Origin of the sequence: Rhodococcus sp. P1Y, from assembly GCF_003641205.1 — a bacterium.
Taxonomy (GTDB): Bacteria; Actinomycetota; Actinomycetes; order Mycobacteriales; family Mycobacteriaceae; genus Rhodococcoides.
In genome coordinates this window covers 924,382-939,626 of sequence record NZ_CP032762.1, presented here as the reverse complement: position 1 = coordinate 939,626, position 15,245 = coordinate 924,382, and the positions used below count along the sequence as shown (strand labels likewise).

Annotated in this window: 22 protein-coding genes; 14 read left to right on the top strand and 8 right to left on the bottom strand. The window is 60.7% G+C overall.

Annotated features, from left to right (window positions below; genetic code table 11):
- The first annotated feature begins 4 nt into the window (after positions 1-4).
- Positions 5-616, top strand: a complete 612-nt coding sequence (locus tag D8W71_RS04430; RefSeq protein ID WP_121111329.1) for a TetR/AcrR family transcriptional regulator — start codon at positions 5-7, stop codon at positions 614-616.
- Complete coding sequence (locus D8W71_RS04425; RefSeq protein ID WP_161965400.1) at positions 606-1,889, top strand: alpha/beta hydrolase; 1,284 nt, start codon at positions 606-608, stop codon at positions 1,887-1,889. The genes D8W71_RS04430 and D8W71_RS04425 overlap by 11 nt, the downstream gene beginning before the upstream one ends.
- A gap of 31 nt (positions 1,890-1,920) precedes the next feature.
- Here D8W71_RS04425 and D8W71_RS04420 read toward each other — a convergent pair whose 3' ends face one another.
- Complete coding sequence (locus D8W71_RS04420; RefSeq protein ID WP_121111325.1) at positions 1,921-3,165, bottom strand: KasA/KasB family beta-ketoacyl-ACP synthase; 1,245 nt, start codon at positions 3,163-3,165, stop codon at positions 1,921-1,923.
- A gap of 40 nt (positions 3,166-3,205) precedes the next feature.
- Here D8W71_RS04420 and D8W71_RS04415 point away from each other — a divergent pair, with 40 nt between their 5' ends.
- Positions 3,206-3,769 (top strand): TetR family transcriptional regulator, encoded by a 564-nt coding sequence (locus tag D8W71_RS04415; RefSeq protein ID WP_121111323.1) that lies wholly within the window; start codon positions 3,206-3,208, stop codon positions 3,767-3,769.
- A 41-nt stretch (positions 3,770-3,810) separates the two neighbouring features.
- On the opposite strand, the gene D8W71_RS04410 is transcribed toward D8W71_RS04415, so the two are convergent.
- Positions 3,811-4,662, bottom strand: coding sequence for an LLM class flavin-dependent oxidoreductase (locus D8W71_RS04410; protein ID WP_121111321.1), 852 nt, complete (start codon positions 4,660-4,662; stop codon positions 3,811-3,813).
- A 188-nt stretch (positions 4,663-4,850) separates the two neighbouring features.
- On the opposite strand from D8W71_RS04410, the gene D8W71_RS04405 reads away from it, so the two are divergent.
- From D8W71_RS04405 to D8W71_RS04395, 3 genes are read left to right on the top strand one after another with little or no spacing between them, the layout of a single operon-like run.
- Positions 4,851-5,324, top strand: coding sequence for a MerR family transcriptional regulator (locus D8W71_RS04405; protein ID WP_121111319.1), 474 nt, complete (start codon positions 4,851-4,853; stop codon positions 5,322-5,324).
- Positions 5,321-5,863, top strand: coding sequence for a cysteine hydrolase family protein (locus D8W71_RS04400; protein WP_121111317.1), 543 nt, complete (start codon positions 5,321-5,323; stop codon positions 5,861-5,863). Before D8W71_RS04405 ends, D8W71_RS04400 begins: the two co-directional genes overlap by 4 nt.
- A gap of 46 nt (positions 5,864-5,909) precedes the next feature.
- The gene (locus tag D8W71_RS04395) at positions 5,910-6,638 is read left to right on the top strand and encodes a phosphotransferase enzyme family protein (RefSeq protein WP_161965399.1); all 729 of its coding nucleotides are present in this window, start codon (positions 5,910-5,912) and stop codon (positions 6,636-6,638) included.
- A gap of 20 nt (positions 6,639-6,658) precedes the next feature.
- Here the strand turns inward: D8W71_RS04395 and D8W71_RS04390 are convergent, their stop codons facing one another.
- Complete coding sequence (locus tag D8W71_RS04390) at positions 6,659-7,435, bottom strand: 2-phosphosulfolactate phosphatase (protein ID WP_121111314.1); 777 nt, start codon at positions 7,433-7,435, stop codon at positions 6,659-6,661.
- 26 nt (positions 7,436-7,461) lie between these two features.
- Between D8W71_RS04390 and D8W71_RS04385 the strand changes: the two genes are divergently transcribed.
- The 3 genes from D8W71_RS04385 (at position 7,462) to D8W71_RS04375 (ending at position 8,669) form a co-directional block, all read left to right on the top strand.
- Positions 7,462-7,860 (top strand): GNAT family N-acetyltransferase, encoded by a 399-nt coding sequence (locus tag D8W71_RS04385; RefSeq protein ID WP_121118568.1) that lies wholly within the window; start codon positions 7,462-7,464, stop codon positions 7,858-7,860.
- A 34-nt stretch (positions 7,861-7,894) separates the two neighbouring features.
- Positions 7,895-8,305, top strand: coding sequence for a hypothetical protein (locus D8W71_RS04380; RefSeq protein WP_121111312.1), 411 nt, complete (start codon positions 7,895-7,897; stop codon positions 8,303-8,305).
- A gap of 136 nt (positions 8,306-8,441) precedes the next feature.
- Positions 8,442-8,669, top strand: a complete 228-nt coding sequence (locus D8W71_RS04375; RefSeq protein WP_153275309.1) for a hypothetical protein — start codon at positions 8,442-8,444, stop codon at positions 8,667-8,669.
- Between the two features lie 34 nt (positions 8,670-8,703).
- On the opposite strand, the gene D8W71_RS04370 is transcribed toward D8W71_RS04375, so the two are convergent.
- Positions 8,704-9,243, bottom strand: a complete 540-nt coding sequence (locus tag D8W71_RS04370) for an HPP family protein (RefSeq protein WP_121111308.1) — start codon at positions 9,241-9,243, stop codon at positions 8,704-8,706.
- 101 nt (positions 9,244-9,344) lie between these two features.
- Here D8W71_RS04370 and D8W71_RS28360 point away from each other — a divergent pair, with 101 nt between their 5' ends.
- Complete coding sequence (locus D8W71_RS28360) at positions 9,345-9,941, top strand: CGNR zinc finger domain-containing protein (protein ID WP_121111306.1); 597 nt, start codon at positions 9,345-9,347, stop codon at positions 9,939-9,941.
- A gap of 139 nt (positions 9,942-10,080) precedes the next feature.
- On the opposite strand, the gene D8W71_RS04360 is transcribed toward D8W71_RS28360, so the two are convergent.
- Positions 10,081-10,518, bottom strand: a complete 438-nt coding sequence (locus D8W71_RS04360; protein ID WP_121111304.1) for a PaaI family thioesterase — start codon at positions 10,516-10,518, stop codon at positions 10,081-10,083.
- A gap of 71 nt (positions 10,519-10,589) precedes the next feature.
- Complete coding sequence (locus tag D8W71_RS04355) at positions 10,590-11,012, bottom strand: hypothetical protein (RefSeq protein ID WP_153275308.1); 423 nt, start codon at positions 11,010-11,012, stop codon at positions 10,590-10,592.
- On the opposite strand from D8W71_RS04355, the gene D8W71_RS04350 reads away from it, so the two are divergent.
- A complete protein-coding gene (locus tag D8W71_RS04350; RefSeq protein WP_153275307.1) occupies positions 10,978-11,589 on the top strand; it encodes a hypothetical protein in 612 nt (203 codons plus the stop codon). The genes D8W71_RS04355 and D8W71_RS04350 overlap by 35 nt on opposite strands.
- An 11-nt stretch (positions 11,590-11,600) precedes the next feature.
- On the opposite strand, the gene D8W71_RS04345 is transcribed toward D8W71_RS04350, so the two are convergent.
- Entirely contained in the window at positions 11,601-12,149 is a 549-nt protein-coding gene (locus D8W71_RS04345) for a hypothetical protein (RefSeq protein WP_121111299.1), read from the bottom strand.
- 61 nt (positions 12,150-12,210) lie between these two features.
- Between D8W71_RS04345 and D8W71_RS04340 the strand changes: the two genes are divergently transcribed.
- From D8W71_RS04340 to D8W71_RS04330, 3 genes are read left to right on the top strand one after another with little or no spacing between them, the layout of a single operon-like run.
- Positions 12,211-12,774, top strand: coding sequence for a TetR/AcrR family transcriptional regulator (locus tag D8W71_RS04340; RefSeq protein ID WP_121111297.1), 564 nt, complete (start codon positions 12,211-12,213; stop codon positions 12,772-12,774).
- Positions 12,755-13,204 (top strand): PadR family transcriptional regulator, encoded by a 450-nt coding sequence (locus D8W71_RS28355; RefSeq protein WP_442972015.1) that lies wholly within the window; start codon positions 12,755-12,757, stop codon positions 13,202-13,204. The genes D8W71_RS04340 and D8W71_RS28355 overlap by 20 nt, the downstream gene beginning before the upstream one ends.
- Positions 13,201-13,881, top strand: coding sequence for a hypothetical protein (locus D8W71_RS04330; protein ID WP_121111295.1), 681 nt, complete (start codon positions 13,201-13,203; stop codon positions 13,879-13,881). Before D8W71_RS28355 ends, D8W71_RS04330 begins: the two co-directional genes overlap by 4 nt.
- Positions 13,882-13,899: 18 nt before the next feature.
- On the opposite strand, the gene D8W71_RS04325 is transcribed toward D8W71_RS04330, so the two are convergent.
- Entirely contained in the window at positions 13,900-15,075 is a 1,176-nt protein-coding gene (locus D8W71_RS04325) for a Cmx/CmrA family chloramphenicol efflux MFS transporter (RefSeq protein ID WP_121111293.1), read from the bottom strand.
- Positions 15,076-15,245 lie beyond the last annotated feature (170 nt).

The following is a 15,245-nucleotide window of genomic DNA, read 5'->3' as shown; positions in this document are numbered from 1 at the left end:
CGCTGTGGACAGTTCATCAGAAGCGAACAGACGGGAGTCGATCCTCGAAGCTGCAACTCGCATTGCGGATTCGAAGGGGCTGGAGGCCGTGACCGTCAGGGCCACCGCGGCCAAGGCCGGGGTTGGAATCGGGACTCTTCGACACTACTTTCCCAGCCAAAAAGACTTGTTCGACGCGATCGTCGAACGAAGAGTCGACAACATCATCGACGACTCGGTCGTGCTCGATCCCTCGGCCCCGCTCGCTGATCGTATTTCGAGCATGGTCCAACAATTCCTTCCGTCGGAACTTGACGATCCCACTGCCCTCAGCCTGTGGTTCAGTGTCTATTCGTCGGCGCTCGGTCCCAATCACGACACCGGCAATCAGCGACTGCTCGCGGCGGCAGCGGCCCGATCGCATGAACACATGCGGCGCTGGCTACGACAATTCGCAGCCGAGGGGTTCATCGAGCCGGATGAAATCGATGACACGTCGAATACGGTTATTGCACTCATTGTCGGCATCACGCTCGAATCGCTGACGCCGGGAACCGAAATCACCGTTCCCGCCGGCCGGACGTTACTGACGAAGTTTGCCACGACCCTGTTTCAGGAGCCGAACCGTGACCAATAGAAGAAGCGAAAACGCACGCAGGAAAGCAACAGGGAGTCCGGGACTCCGCACACTGAGACGACCTGCGGTAGAGGGCAGTCCGGAGTTCGACCTGGCGTACACACGGACCGGTCCGTCCGACGGGGTGCCCGTCGTTGTTCTCCCCGGCGGACCTGGACTGGCATCGATACTTCCGTATCGGCAATTTCGCGCGCGAGCAGCCAAACACGGCATCCACACCATCATGATCGAACATCGAGGGATAGGGCTTTCTCGCTGCGATACGAACGGAAATCCGCTGCCGGCCAGCGCGATCAGCATCATGTTGGCCGTCGACGATATCGAAGCTGTGCTCGCTGCAGAGGAAATCAGCGAAGCCATCGTGTACGGCTCCTCGTACGGTACTTACCTCGCGGCGGGATTCGGGATCGCGCATCCCGAGCGCGTTGCCGGGATGATCCTCGACTCGGTGGTGCTGTCCGCGGAAGACCACCACATCGTTCGTTCACACTGCCGTTCGCTGCTTTGGGACGGGGACGCCCCTGAGCTCGCTGACTGTGCTCGTCTCCTCAGAAGTCTGGTGACGGCCGGTTTCGATCAGGATCAGGCCTCCGACGTCGCACGAATCGTGTACGAGTTCGGCGGGAGGGCGCTCCTTCGCCGAGTTCTCACCCAGGCGGCTACCGGGCGCGCGATACAAACGTGGAAATTCGTCACGCAGATCGGGAACAGTGAAATAGGCAACGACATCGCGTCGCCCTATGTGATGGAATTCGGTCCAGTAGGCCAGATTGCGTTCACCGAATTGAATTACGCTCCAACGCCGGACGGCAAGCCCTTCGACCCTGCGACCCAGTTCGCCGCCGCTGCCGAGAAGTACCCAGACTTCGCACGCGAACCGTTCGACGTCCGCGGCAGTATGCCGCAGTTCGACTGGCCGATGACGATCATCCTGGGTGCTCGCGATCTGCGGACGCCCCCGCCCATTGCCGAGCTGGCCGCAGCGCTCCTTCCTGACGTGCGCGTGGTGAAACTCGACAACGGGCACAGCGCACTCGATACCCACCAACTCGCCGCGCTGCACGTTATCGGTCGAATGGCAGGGCGCGATGGTGCGCGATTGGACACGGCGGAGGATCAGGCCGTGATCGCAGCACTGCCTCACCGCGGATCCGCGGTTCGATTTCTGCCCCACATCATCTCCTTCGCATTGCGGTGGGACCACGCGGTCAGTGCCGTTCGGGTTCGCCTGCCGCGCTGGTTGCGATCCAGGAACCACACGACGACGCAGTAGGAGTGACGAACGACTAGGCGCTGCGGGAGCGTCACGCAGCGCCCAGTACGAGTGCAACGTTATGACCACCGAATCCTACCGAGGTCGTCAGCGCATAGTCGATGTGCTGGTCGCGCGTACCGGTGACGACGTCGAGATCGATGGCAGCGTCGAGGTTTTCCAGGTTGAGAGTTGGCGGCACAACGGAATCGCGGATTGTCAGCATTGTCAGTATCGCTTCGAGTGCGCCGACCGCTCCGATGGAATGGCCCAAAGCCGACTTGGGCGCATAGACGGACGCTTGTCCGGCGACCGCCTCGATCGCCCGCGCTTCCGCAAGGTCGCCGAGAGGTGTTGCGGTGGCATGGGCGTTGACGTGACCGATGTCGGGATTGCTCAGCCCCGCACTACGAATGGCTTTGATCATCGCTCGGCGAATACCATTGCCCTCCGGATCCGGGGCCACGATGTGATATCCGTCCGAGGTGATTCCAGCGCCCATGAGCCGCCCGTGGATATGCGCGCCCCGAGCTCGGGCATGGTCTTCGGATTCGACAATCATCAGTGCACCTGCTTCACCGAAGACGAAGCCGTCGCGATCCCGATCGAATGGCCTCGACGCCCGGCTGGGCTCGTCGTTTCGCGTACTCATCGCGCGCATCATCGAGAAGCTGGCGATCGGGACGGCGTCGATACACCCTTCGACGCCGCCTGCAATCACGACGTCGGCCTCACCGGTCGTGATCAGCCGCCAAGCGTGGGCTAGCGCTTCGGAACCGGAGGAGCACGCCGAAACCGGGGTGAAGACACCTCCCTTCGCGCCGACCTCCAACCCGATGTGTGCGGCGGGACCGTTGGGCATGATCATCGGGACCGACATCGGCGATACCTTTCGATAGCCTCCGGCACGCATGGCATCGACCGCACCGATCAAGGCGTCGCCGCCGCCCAACCCCGTCCCGACCGCGACGGTCAGACGTTCCGAATCCATCTCGGCAAGGCCGGATTCCGCCCATAATCGGCGTCCCAGCACGACTGCCAGTTGTTCGATGAACGACAGCCGACGTTGCTCCACCCGGCTGAGCGACGCTGACACGTCGAAGTGCAGTACCCCTCCGATACGGACGGGCAGATCGTAGTGCGACACGAAATCCTGGTCGAGCCGGCCGATACCGCTGCGTCCGCGAAGCAGAAGATCCCACGTCGATTCAGCTCCGTCCGACAGCGCCGTCGTTGCGGTGTACCCGGTGATGACTGCGGATCGTCCCGGAGTTTGTGTAGCGACTGGTTCACTCATACTCCCATGAGTACATGTAGCGACCGGTACAGTCAAGCGCATGGCACGCCCACTCGATCACGACAAGAGAGTCGAACTCCTCAACCAGGTCTGCGCCTACATCGGCCTACACGGCCTGGACGACCTGACGCTGCGGCCACTCGCAGCTGCTTTGGGAACGAGTTCGCGAATGCTGATCTACTATTTCGAGTCTCGCGAGAACCTGATCGTGCAGGCACTTGCAAGTCAGCGCCCAGCCTTCGCCGAGATGTTCGACGGCATAGAAGACTTGGCAGCATTCGAAACCCGACTGCACAAACTATGGCGAGACATGACCGTCGGCGACGACGAGGTCAGCACCCGAATCCTCATGCAAGTCGTCGGGATTGCCGCGATCAAAGGTGGCGTCCTCGCCGACTACGCGAATTCGGCCGTCGCTGCGCTGACTGAGGCTCTGACGGCCACGTTCGTCAGATGCGGATTCGGCGCTGACGAGAGTTGCTCGAACGCAACAATTCTCGGCGCAGGATTCAGAGGATTGTTATTGGACAGATTCGCAACCGAGGACTCTCAACGCACCGACACGGCCGCCGCGCTGCTGTTCGAACGAACTACGCGTAGCTAGTTCGTTCGAACAGCAGCAGTCACAGCGACTGTAACCAGAGTTCAGCTGACGAGATCGGCGAGCCTGTTCACTTGGCCGACATCACCGGACCAGCAGTACAGCATCACTTCGTCTGCGCCGATATCGCGGTAGGCGCTGATTGCGTCACGAATTGCAGCCCGGCTCGAAAACACAGAATCGACCATGTACTCGGCACGTCCGGTGAACGCGTAATAATTGCTCAAGGCTCGTTTCGCATCGGACACCACGCCCTCCGCACCCAGCGCGACGTTGCACTGAGCTATCAGACGTGGCTTTCCCGTTCTGCCCTCGGCACTCCACGCTGCTTCGACAGCGCGGAAACGCTCGTTCATTGAGTTGGGATTCAACCCGGCGCCAAGGAAGCCGTCGCCACATCGTCCGACCCGAGCGATGGCGGCAGGAGAGAACCCGCCGAACAACACCTCGGGGCCGCCAGTTCGATGTGGAGACGGTCCGATGGGGCCGGCGGTGGGCGAGTAGGAATCACCGGTCCAAATGGAACGCAACGTCGACATCTGTGCGTCGAGTCGTCTGCCTCGCGTGCGCAAGTCTGTACCGGACGCTTCGTGGTCGTCGGATCGCCCGCCGACTCCCAGGCCAAGTGTGAACCGTCCGTTTGACATTCGATCCAAAGTTGCCGCTTGCTTGGCAAGAAGAGCGGTTTCGCGCAACGGGGCAAGCAAGACTTCGGTCTGAAGACGGATGCGAGACGTGGCGCCTGCAATTGCCGCAAGCGCCACCATCGGTTCAGGGTTGTCGTAGACGAGCCTGTCGGCGAGTCCCAGTGAGCTGAAAGGGCGATGATCAGCTTGCCGCGCCCAGTCGAGCAAGCCGGCGGGATCGTTCAAAGGTAGGCCAAGACCTATGGTCATATGAGTCACTCCTCGAGAAGGGTAGGGGTAATCACTACCGCCCCTCCGTGGCCTCGTTCCGGGCTTGCCCTGCGTTTGCGGCATGAATCTGCAGGGCTGGTGTTGGAGTGAACTCAGGGTAGCGCATCGAAAGGTCGCAGTCCTCTCGACTTGCCCTGGAGTGCGCTCCAGGACGTAGCGTCCTTTTCATGAGTGCACCATCGCTGTCGGCGAGGACTATCGGGTCAGAAGCGTCAGGAATCGGGATTGCCGAGATGTCATCTTGTTCCGGGCTCAGTCAGGACACGTTGCGTTGGTACGAACGCGAAGGCTTGATTCCGAACGTTCCACGCGCAACGGACCGCCGCAGGATATTCACTCCGCGCATGATCGCATTTGTGCAGTTGTTGGCACGACTTCGGGCCACAGGAATGCCCACAGCCGACATGCGCACATTCGTCACGCTCGTCGAGGGTGGATCATCGACCCATCAGGACCGTATCGAGCTTCTCTCCTCCCATCGCGCACGAATTGCTGAACGCCAAACCCTGCTCGCAGAGGCCAGCGACGCATTGGAGGCGAAAATTGCCCACTACCGGGACCTCATCGAGCGCGGACTCGATTGCGGCGGACAAACGTCTCACCGCCGGAACACCACCTGCGTACAAGGATCCGTGAGATGAAGCGTGAAATAGGTATTGACGTGCCGATCGACCTGTCCCCGAAAACGGCACTGCTCGAAATCGACTTCCAGCCGTGGGTGATCGAACTCGGCCACGATCCTGACGTGATCGAGCGAGCAGTCTTCATCCGCGACGAGTTCCGCAGCCGAGGTGCGCTTGTGGTGTGTACCCGCTATCTCAGCCTCGACGCACGCGATGCGATGCGTTCCGATCCCAGCACGGAAGGAGCTCGATTTCACCCGTCGTTGTCGCCTCAGCCTGGCGACTTGGTGGCAACGAAGCACGATCGAGACATCTGGACGAACCCTGACCTCGATCTGCAGTTACGACTCAACGGAATCACACACATCGTCGTGATCGGCCTGGTAACCGATTTCGGTGTCGATCTTGCGGCCAGAGGCGCCAAACGACTCGGCTACGACGTAACGGTCAGATCGGATGGGTGTGCCGGGACAAGCGTCGAGGCTCACCGTGCGACCCTCGAGTCGCTGGTTGACGACGGCATCGACGTCGACAGTGGCATGCCCGGCAGGCCGTAGTTGTCGTCGTGCGGTGTCTGCTCTGGCTGTGATGCACCATGGACACATGCGCGAACGAAGTTCGGATTCAGCACAACTGGAGGAACTACTCAGCTCGAGTTGGCCTGGCCTCAAGGTGTCCGACCGGATGAGTGGGGGAGCGCGAACCGAAGTGTGGTCGGGATTCTTGCGTGATCGCGCAATTGTTCTCAGGTACTCTTCGAGGTCGGACGATTCTCGCACCTGGGAATGGAACTTGTTGGAACGCTTGACCGTAGCGGGAATACGCGTGCCGCGCTTGGTGCCAACGACGGACGGTGTGCTCGATGTCAGTGGGTGGCACGTGTACCCGTATGTCGAGGGCCGAGAGCCCGATGCGGATGATCCGCGTCTCCTCGGCACATTGAGAGCGGTTCACGCCGAAACCGTCGGGTGGCCACAGCGTCCGAGATCGGTGTCGGCATCGACTCTATTGACCAGCAACTCCGGTGGTGACGTCGATCTGACCAGAATGCCCACCGACCTCGTCGAGGCGCTGCGCGATGCATGGCGATCAGCAATGGACACGCACCCCTCGTCTGTCGTCCATGGAGACTGCGGCCCGCGGAACGCGCTCATCGACGCCGAAGGGCGATGCGTGCTGATCGATTGGGACGAAGCCCGGGTTGACGCGCCGCTTTTCGATCTACCGACGAACGACCTCGAACGTCGCGCCGGATTGGCGTGGGAGATTGCCACGTGCTGGTGTACCGAACCGTCGTACGCCCGGTCCCTGGTGGGCCAACTGATGCGTTGACGCCGGGCGCAGCCGTGGGCCTAGCTGTGCACGGTCGTGGCTGGGACGAACCGATCGTTGCGAAGAACAGGCACGATGCGAGTGCTGTTCACCTCCCCAGCAATGGCGACGTCGCAGGGATATCCAGCGTCGATCAGCTCCCGGCCGCTTGCGGACTCCTCGAGTCGTGCCGTGATGCGCGGTTCGGCGCTGGTCCATGCCGATCCGGCGGCTTCGGATTCCGGCGAATACTGCGTTGCCTGCCAGCCGTGAGCAGCCATTGCCGTAAGGACAGCGCCAGCGCCCCAAATATCCTCGAATGCCGGCCGCAGCGAACCGTCTGGCCATTGTTCGCCGGCGGCGATCACAGCGACGACGGCGCCCGCGGGATACTCCGCACAGATCCACGCGCCCACCGCGTCAGCGTTTCGCAGACTGGCGCCAACGACGACGGTAGACGATGCCGCAACCTCGTAGCTGATCGTCGACCCGTTCGGCGACGGGAGAACAAGCCGTTCCGGCTGGTGCTCACGATCGCGAATGGTGGACGACGACAAACTGATCTGATCACCCTGCGCCACCGACCGACCCACAGCAAGAACAGCGTCGTGCTCAGCCGCGTATGCGGCCGCTTCCTCACCCCTGACCCTGAAAGGCAACACCACAATTCCTTCATCCAACGCCACACTCAGTGTCGTGGTGAAGGAAAGAACATCCACCACGACCGCCACGTCACAGCCCGCGGAAACTGCGCGCGCGCCTGACAGGCCCCAATCGAAACGCACACCGTAACTCGGTTGCCTATGAGCAGAATTCATTGAAAGGATGGTACAGAATCCTGCTCATGACAATCGACTTCCAGATCCGCTTTCCGGTCGTGGACACGGAGCTGTCTCGGCTGCATCACGACGCGTTCGGTGGGCGCTACGAATGTGCCCCGTGGCGGTCTCGACTGGAGCGACACAGCAAGTCTTGGGTCGGCGCCTTCAGCGACGGGCAGCTCTGTGGGTTCGTACACGCCGTATGGGATGGGGGAGCACATGCGTTTCTTCTCGATACCGCCGTCGCGCCACGGTTTCAGCATCAAGGAGTCGGGACCTCACTCGTATCTCGCATAGTGTCGGATCTACAGACCACAGACGTCGAGTGGCTACACGTCGACTACGAGGCACACCTGGCCGACTTCTATTCGGTCGCATGTGGATTCGGACCCACAACCGCTGGGCTCCTCAGGTTGAAATGAGCAGTATTCGGAACGGCGGTTATATGCTCGGCAAATGACGAAGAGGAAGGTACTGCTGGCTGCGGCGATCGTGGGTTTGCTCGGTGTGCTGTCCGGGTGCACAGACAGCGCACACGAGAACACCGCACCGGACCCCGCAGACCCCTCGAGAATCACCGATGTCGTCCGCGAGTATTTCGACGCCTACAACGCAGGCGATGTCGCGGGTCTCAATGCAACCTCTTGCTCCGCGGCACAGCGTGAGCAGGCAGACGTCCCCCCGGGGAGGTCACAACTGACCGATGTCGACGACCCGATCGTTGAAGGTCGGGCAGCGCGAGTCCCCGTCGAATTGACCATTTTCCTCGACGGTTTCGACCCCACACCGAGCCGAACACAGATCTTGCTTGTCGACGAGGATAGACGCTGGGGGGTGTGCATGCTCGAACGACCTGTTAACTCATGACCTGCACACACGTCGAGTACGGATTTCTATCGCGCACATCGACTGGATCGCAGCTTTCAACTCAGCAGACGGCGCGGCGGTGTCGCTCGGAAAATGCAGTCACGGCGTTCTGAGCTGAACGAAAGGAATGGCAGCGATGCCAACGAGCGAAAATACTCCTCCCGAACCGCTGGATTCCGCAGAAGAACCGGGAATCGACTATCTCGAAGAGCCCACGATCGACGGTCCGGAACCTCTGTCTCGCAGTGACTTTGCGCGCGATTCGAAACCAGATGCGAACACAGGAGACCGAGGCCATCAACCCATCGGCGAGGAAGGCAGCGCCAGCCTTGGTGATTCCTCGATCGCCGAACGCACCGAGTAGCCCTCCAGATGGGCGTCGTGTACGGATATCGGTATCACCATATGTAGGCCGGGTACGCAGTCCTGTTCAATCGGTGTCCTACAACGCCCACGAGCACCAGCACTAGCGCCGACGCAGTCACCAAAAGAATGAACTGCCACCCCGCGACTGCAGTACCCGTCGTACCGATGACAGCCGTCGCCGCTGCCGGCGAGTGCGCTGTACGGGTCGTAAGCATCACCCCGAGTGCCAGCCCACCAGCAAGAGCCGCAGCCCACAAAGCGTTCCCCAGTGCGAAGCCGACAGCAACCCCGACAAGAGCGGACAAGAACTGGCCGCCGATGACATTTCTCGGTTGCGACAGCGGGAGCGTCGGAGCACCCGCGACCAACGCCATACTGGCCGCAAGCGGTGGGATAAGGAACGGTTCCGCAGTCACCATGGTGAGGCCCGCGAGAGCTACCAGCGCGACGACGCTGGTGGCTGTCGCGACCGCAATCGACCGGATGCCTGGCCGAGGCGGGGCGGCACTGCGTACACGAGCCCGCACCCGTGCCCTGTATCTCGAGCGTTCTTGGGCAACATCTGTGCTCATCGATCTCCCGCCTCAGCTAATGCCATGACCATTAGTTGATCACAGGCGTAGGCTAACGGCAATCCAGTTAGGACGCCACCTCCGAGGAAGAATGTCGACCGATGACCCGGACCCGAGAAATCACGGACGGGGTGCTCCTGAGGCCATTCGAGTCCTTGGCCACCAACTTCCTGAGCAGCCGCTACTACGACGGGCGACGCATCATTGACCTGCTGGATAGCCGGGAGTCCGCCGAGCACTGGATGAGCACGGTTCACGCGCACCTCCACGGGCCGGCCCCGTTTCTACCCACTGCGACACAGCTGGATAGGTTGCGGACCGCTCGTACGCACATCGAAGCTCTGTACGAGAAAGTCGTTACGCGGACTCTCTCCGAAGCCGATGTGGCCGCTTTCAACGCGACATCCAGCGTCACACTGTCGGCTACCCAGCTTGGAGTAGTAAGAATCGGCGACGTCGACACCTTGACCTTTCGCACCACCAGTGAGTCAAGCGAGTCGAATACCTTTGTCGCACTCTCGATTGCGGCGATGGATACATTGACCGGTCCGCGAGCGCGGATACTCCGAAAATGTCATGCGCCCCGGTGCGTCCTGTACTTCACCCAATTCGACTCACGTCAACATTGGTGCAGCAACGTCTGCGGAAACCGTGCCAGGGTCGCCCGTGCAGCGGTCCACCAGCGCAGCTCAACATAGACCCACTGTCACCGGGATTGCGAGAGCCCTAATGCGCGACCCGTCGACACGTGAGTTCGAACTGCCGTACAGGAAGCTTGTAGTCGAATGCGCGCGCTGCTCACATTCGAATCTGGCTGCCGGTCCAAGCTCAATCTCGCTACCGGCTATGGGCTTTCGAGATCGTCCCCTGGGCGATAGCGACGATCTTCTCACCGTTGCGATCTGACGCATAGACGAGACACTGGCACACAGCTTGAGACTTCGTCACGGTGATCACGCTCGCGCGTGCAAGGATGACGTCACCTACGGCTGGCCGCACGAAGTTGATCTTGTGTTCGGCCGTGACCGCGTCTCCTCCTAGGGCGAGGCCGCCGGCGAATGTGAGAGCGTTGTCCGCGAGGTAGCTGATTACCCCGCCGTGGACGAACCCGTGCTGCTGTCGAAGTTCAGGACGGTTCCGAAGAGCAATGTCCGCACGACCACGTCCGACCTCGCGCAATTCGGCACCAATCCACTGGGTGAAGGGCTGAGCGTCGAAGATGCCGCGTGCGATGGCAGCAAGTTCGGCATCCGACGGTGACGCCTGTTCGTTCATTGAACCCCCGCAATTCGATTCAGCCTGTCCACTCCCGTCACTGCACCGTATGCGACCCTCATCCCGGGCAGCTACTCGAGCTCACCGCGAGCGGCCTGCAGATATTTGCGTCGACCCTCCAGGAATGGATCTATGTCTCTGACCTCGACCAGATGAACTCGGTCGACCGCGTAGTTGCGGCTCTCGATCGTGACTCCGGCGCTGTCGATATGTCCGGCCGCCCACCAGTGACTCGGTCCTCCCCACATCTCGAACTCGACTCCTACGCCGTCGACGGTCAACCACACCGATTCACCGCGAGAATTTCGGATGCTCTCGCTCTTGTACTCGTATCCCGGGTCACCCGTTCGAACTCCGGTCGAGCGGCTCAACGCTCGTACTACGTTGCGACGCGGGTCGTCGCCCACGGTGACGACGCGGACCGAAACGTCGTCATCAGGGGTTGCAATACTCGTGACGGTGAAGATCAGAGACGACCAGATCGAGTACTTCATTCTCGAAGGTTCGGTCACCGTACCGGAAGCGCAGCGTATGCGCACCATGTCGACGCCGCGCTCGGTGACACGAGATCTTCGAGACAACCTTCTGATGCATCTGTGCGCGTACCCGCTCGGCGAAGCGGCCCCACGGTCTGGGCTCGCCGAGCTCGAAGCGTTCGCTCGCGCAGTCGATCGCGAACGTTCCGTCTGGGAAAACGAACTCGCTGACCACGTGGGCCGCCACATGATCGAAGTCGCAACCACCGTATCCCGGGAAACACGCGAACAGGACCGCTGGGATCTACTCCTACCACTAGGTGAGCCGTCGACGAATCGTTGGCAGGCAGCGATCAACGTCTATACCTGGGTCCTGAGCTCACGGGTAGTAGATGGTTTCTTGCATCCCGTGGTTGCCGCCGGTTGGCTGTCCACCTGGCCCATCCCCGACGCCTACGACGACCCAGCGGTCCCTGGAGTCCACATGATCCACGTTGCTGGCGAGTTATTCGGTTCATGGAAGCGCAGGGACGTCTTACGTGGCGAAGTCGAAGAGCACATGATGGAGATGTTCCGAGCGGGCATTTGGGATTGAACGCGACTGAATCAGATACGTCGGGATAGCACGTCCTGGTGCCGTCTTTGCACCATTGCACGAAGGGGGCCTATGGCGAACCAGGTGACTGCTGTGAAGACAACAACAATCAGCCAGTACCACAGCCAGAACTGGGCCTCCGGGTCGGACAACAGCAACCCAGTCACGAGAACTGCGACCACGATGACGGAGGCCTGCACCATCTTTCGGAACTGCCTCCACTGGTAGGTCGCACTCTGACGCACAACCACATCCTCTTTCTCAGGCTTACGCTGTCGACCGAACCGGTAGGCGGCCAACCTGTCCATCCACCGAATGGTCTGCCGCCCGAATATCAAGGAGTAGCCGATGTAGAACGCCGAGAGTCCATGGGAAAAATTCGAATCCGCTCCTCTCGCCAGATCGGCCAGAGTGACGACCAGCAGAATCGCGTCGATTACCGGGGTAGAGGCGAGCAGAAGCCACGATGCTGACGACCATCCAAGCTTGTACCTCACCGCGAGCCCGATGAGTAGTACGACCCAGAAAAGTACTTCGCACACGATGATCACCGTCAGCATCGGACACTCCTTCCGGCCTCTGTTATCGTACAGTTGAACCATAACAGAGGATGGAGCGGCTGTGCCGAAGATTGTTGACCACGACGCTCGGCGGCGTCATGCCAGTCATGCACTGTGGCAGGTTCTTTCGCGCGACGGTATCGACGCTGTGTCGATGCGAGCAGTGGCAGCCGAGGCGGGCATGAAGCCGTCGACTCTTCAGCACTACTTCGTCGACCGAGCTCAGATGCTGAGCCATTCGCTCGAGCTGGTCATAGAACAGCAGAAGGCACGACTCGAATCTGCAGCCTTGCCAGCGGTCCCAGTCGAGTTGGTCTATGCATTGTGGCGACACACTCTGCCCCTGGACAAGGAACGTCTACTCGAATGTGAAGTGTGGCTTGCTGCCACGATCTCACTGAAAGATCCGAAGACCCGAACCGTGCTCGACTCCGCAGATCGCGCATTGAACGAACTGTGCGAGTGGTCGATCGATGTTCTCGGCGGTACCGACGTAGATGTCCGAGCATTGCGGTTGTTCACGGACGGACTCGTACTCAACGCGGTGTGCCATCCGGACCGCTTCGATTCCCAGCAACAGACCTCGGCATTGGACTCCTTCCTAGATGGGATCCGTCAGCGGTAGATGCGATGTCAGGAGTTCCTCGGTCGATACCTTGCTCAGCAAGCTACTTCGCGCTACCTTGTTGAGCATGAGTGCGATCGAACGGCGGAGCCTAGTGCTCCGAGGAGTGCTTGACCTCTGCCTTCTGTCCCTGCTCGGGGAGCGACCGGTATACGGATACGAGCTGACCGAACGGCTGGCCGAGCGGGATCTGCTCGTATCCGGAGGGTCGGTATATCCATTGCTTGCACGTCTCGAGAAGGCAGGACTGGTGATGTCCGAGAGGTACCCATCTCAATCCGGTCCACCTCGAAAGTACTACTCGCTTACTGAAACTGGAGCTGATGCACTGAAGGACGGAACAGCGGAATGGATTGCAGTCTCGAGCAGTGTCACTTCGTTGCTTCAGTCTCCGAAACCATCTACCGACAACAGAACGGGCGTCGCATGAACACCACGGAAGTTACGGAAGCGGAGAATGGCAAGCAACAGCATATTTTTCGGACAGCGAATCGCCTGTGGCGCCGAGCTGGGGTTCGCGGTGCAGATCGCAGGGATCTACTCGACGAGCTCGCAGCGGAACTCGACGGTGCCCGCCAGGACGGGCACAGTGTGACAACAGTCCTGGGCGAGAACAGTGGTCAGATGCTTCGGCAGTGGGCTGACGAACGTGATCTTTCCGGCCGCGCCTTCAGGCTTGCTGTCGTTGTCCCTGCTGCGGTACTCGGCGTAGCGGCTGGATTGGCGGTGGTCTTGTTCGCAGTGTTCGCCGCGTTCGCCAATCGCCCGACCGCCGATTTCGGGCCGTTCGTTCTTCCCATGTACGCATCGGCGGGCCTGTTGGCTTACCTGTGCGCGTTGCTGTCCGTGTGGGTGGTGCTTCGCGGCGATCCCAACGTGTCCTCGACGATACGTTGGCTCGCGGTATTGCTGCCGGTGGGCGCCATGGTGAGCACCGGGACCGGCGTTGGGATTGCCTGGTGGAGAAGCTTCAACACAAGCTCGACAGTATTCGCCGTCGTGATCGCGTCGGTAGTCCTAGTGCTGGGATCGACTGTGGCCGTTGCACGTTACCGTGCGGTTGCAGGTGCACGGGACCTGTCAGAAGCAGCACTGTCGCCCGCGTGAACTGGTCGAAGGTGACTTTCACACGAGTGCAGAGTCCGGGCCACAAGCGAGTTTCTTGAATGAGGACGTGGCGGCCGCGGCGATCACGATCGCCAGCGCAACCAGCGCTGCGCTCGTCCATAGTGGAGCGCGGTAGCCGAAACCGATTCCGATCGCTACACCTCCAAGACCCGGCCCCAGAGCGGCTCCGACGTTGAACGCAGCGGTCGCGAAAGACCCACCCAGCGTCGGCGCTGCGTCTGCGGCGTACAGCACTCGTGAGATCAGCGTCGACCCGACTGCGAACGAAAGCGCTCCTTGCACGAACAACATCGTCAGAGCCGTTACCGGATGAGCGGCGCTCAGCGCGAATACAATCCAGCCGAGTAGTAGGGCAGTCGCTCCCGCAACCAGCAGTTGAAACGGGTATGTGTCGGCGAGCCGGCCACCGATCGTGACACCGATGAACGATCCGAGTCCGAACACTCCGAGAAGCAGCGGTACCCAGCGTGAATCGAACCCAGTGATATCGGTGAGCGTCGGCGCCAAGTAGGTAAAGGAACAGAACGTTGCACCGTTGATCAGCGCGCCAAGTACCAAGGTGAGTTGGAGCGGGCGCTGACGAAGCGAAGCCAATTCGCGTGCCGTGTTCGGAACGAATGTTGTGTCTGGATCAGCTGGGGCAGTGAACATGATGGCCACTACAGCAGGCGCGGAGATCACCGCTACCGCCCAGAAGGCCGCGCGCCATCCCCATAGTTCTCCCACGAGCGCACCACCCGGAACGCCCAAAACGCAAGCAACGGTCACTCCACCCAGGAGAACAGCGGTCGCCCGACCTTTCATATTGCTCGGGACCATCGACATGGCAGCACTGAGAGCGACGGCCAAGAAGCCGGCGTTAGCCAGTGCACCTGCAATTCGAGAGATGAAAAGAAGCGTGAAACTTGTTGTGAGCGCGCCGACCACATGGACGACCATGAATGCGATCAGGAAGATCAAGAGGGCACGTCTACGCTGCCATCGGATACTGACAACTGCCATCAGGGGAGCACCGACGATCATTCCCACGGCGAAGGCCGATGTGAGAAGCCCGGCGGCCGGGACCGATACGTGCATGTCCCGAGCCAGTTCCGGTATGAGGCCGGAGAGCATGAATTCGGATGTGCCCTGGGTGAATACAGCTATTCCCAGGACATAGATTGCAAATGGCACGGTGAAACTCCATGTGTCTGAAAAGGGTCAAGGAAGCTCCGCGCCTCGGTTGATTCGAAGAAAACGAGAGGACCGCGGAGCGGCTGACCTGACAGCGTCACAGTGCAGGATGTGCGATGCCAAGGCCCGCCTCGAGCGTCAGACGGCAGTGGTAGTCCACACATCAATCG

What these genes read in the sequence shown, in the direction of transcription:
- D8W71_RS04345 (WP_121111299.1), bottom strand. Translation starts at nt 12,149, where the DNA reads ATGCTGACGGTGATCATCGTGTGCGAAGTACTTTTCTGGGTCGTACTA.
- D8W71_RS28355 (WP_442972015.1), top strand. Translation starts at nt 12,755, where the DNA reads ATGGGATCCGTCAGCGGTAGATGCGATGTCAGGAGTTCCTCGGTCGAT.
- D8W71_RS04380 (WP_121111312.1), top strand. Translation starts at nt 7,895, where the DNA reads ATGACGAAGAGGAAGGTACTGCTGGCTGCGGCGATCGTGGGTTTGCTC.
- D8W71_RS04410 (WP_121111321.1), bottom strand. Translation starts at nt 4,662, where the DNA reads ATGACCATAGGTCTTGGCCTACCTTTGAACGATCCCGCCGGCTTGCTC.
- D8W71_RS28360 (WP_121111306.1), top strand. Translation starts at nt 9,345, where the DNA reads ATGACCCGGACCCGAGAAATCACGGACGGGGTGCTCCTGAGGCCATTC.
- D8W71_RS04395 (WP_161965399.1), top strand. Translation starts at nt 5,910, where the DNA reads ATGCGCGAACGAAGTTCGGATTCAGCACAACTGGAGGAACTACTCAGC.
- D8W71_RS04390 (WP_121111314.1), bottom strand. Translation starts at nt 7,435, where the DNA reads ATGAATTCTGCTCATAGGCAACCGAGTTACGGTGTGCGTTTCGATTGG.
- D8W71_RS04375 (WP_153275309.1), top strand. Translation starts at nt 8,442, where the DNA reads ATGCCAACGAGCGAAAATACTCCTCCCGAACCGCTGGATTCCGCAGAA.
- D8W71_RS04370 (WP_121111308.1), bottom strand. Translation starts at nt 9,243, where the DNA reads ATGAGCACAGATGTTGCCCAAGAACGCTCGAGATACAGGGCACGGGTG.
- D8W71_RS04385 (WP_121118568.1), top strand. Translation starts at nt 7,462, where the DNA reads ATGACAATCGACTTCCAGATCCGCTTTCCGGTCGTGGACACGGAGCTG.
- D8W71_RS04415 (WP_121111323.1), top strand. Translation starts at nt 3,206, where the DNA reads ATGGCACGCCCACTCGATCACGACAAGAGAGTCGAACTCCTCAACCAG.
- D8W71_RS04360 (WP_121111304.1), bottom strand. Translation starts at nt 10,518, where the DNA reads ATGAACGAACAGGCGTCACCGTCGGATGCCGAACTTGCTGCCATCGCA.
- D8W71_RS04355 (WP_153275308.1), bottom strand. Translation starts at nt 11,012, where the DNA reads ATGAAGTACTCGATCTGGTCGTCTCTGATCTTCACCGTCACGAGTATT.
- D8W71_RS04330 (WP_121111295.1), top strand. Translation starts at nt 13,201, where the DNA reads ATGAACACCACGGAAGTTACGGAAGCGGAGAATGGCAAGCAACAGCAT.
- D8W71_RS04400 (WP_121111317.1), top strand. Translation starts at nt 5,321, where the DNA reads ATGAAGCGTGAAATAGGTATTGACGTGCCGATCGACCTGTCCCCGAAA.
- D8W71_RS04405 (WP_121111319.1), top strand. Translation starts at nt 4,851, where the DNA reads ATGAGTGCACCATCGCTGTCGGCGAGGACTATCGGGTCAGAAGCGTCA.
- D8W71_RS04420 (WP_121111325.1), bottom strand. Translation starts at nt 3,165, where the DNA reads ATGAGTGAACCAGTCGCTACACAAACTCCGGGACGATCCGCAGTCATC.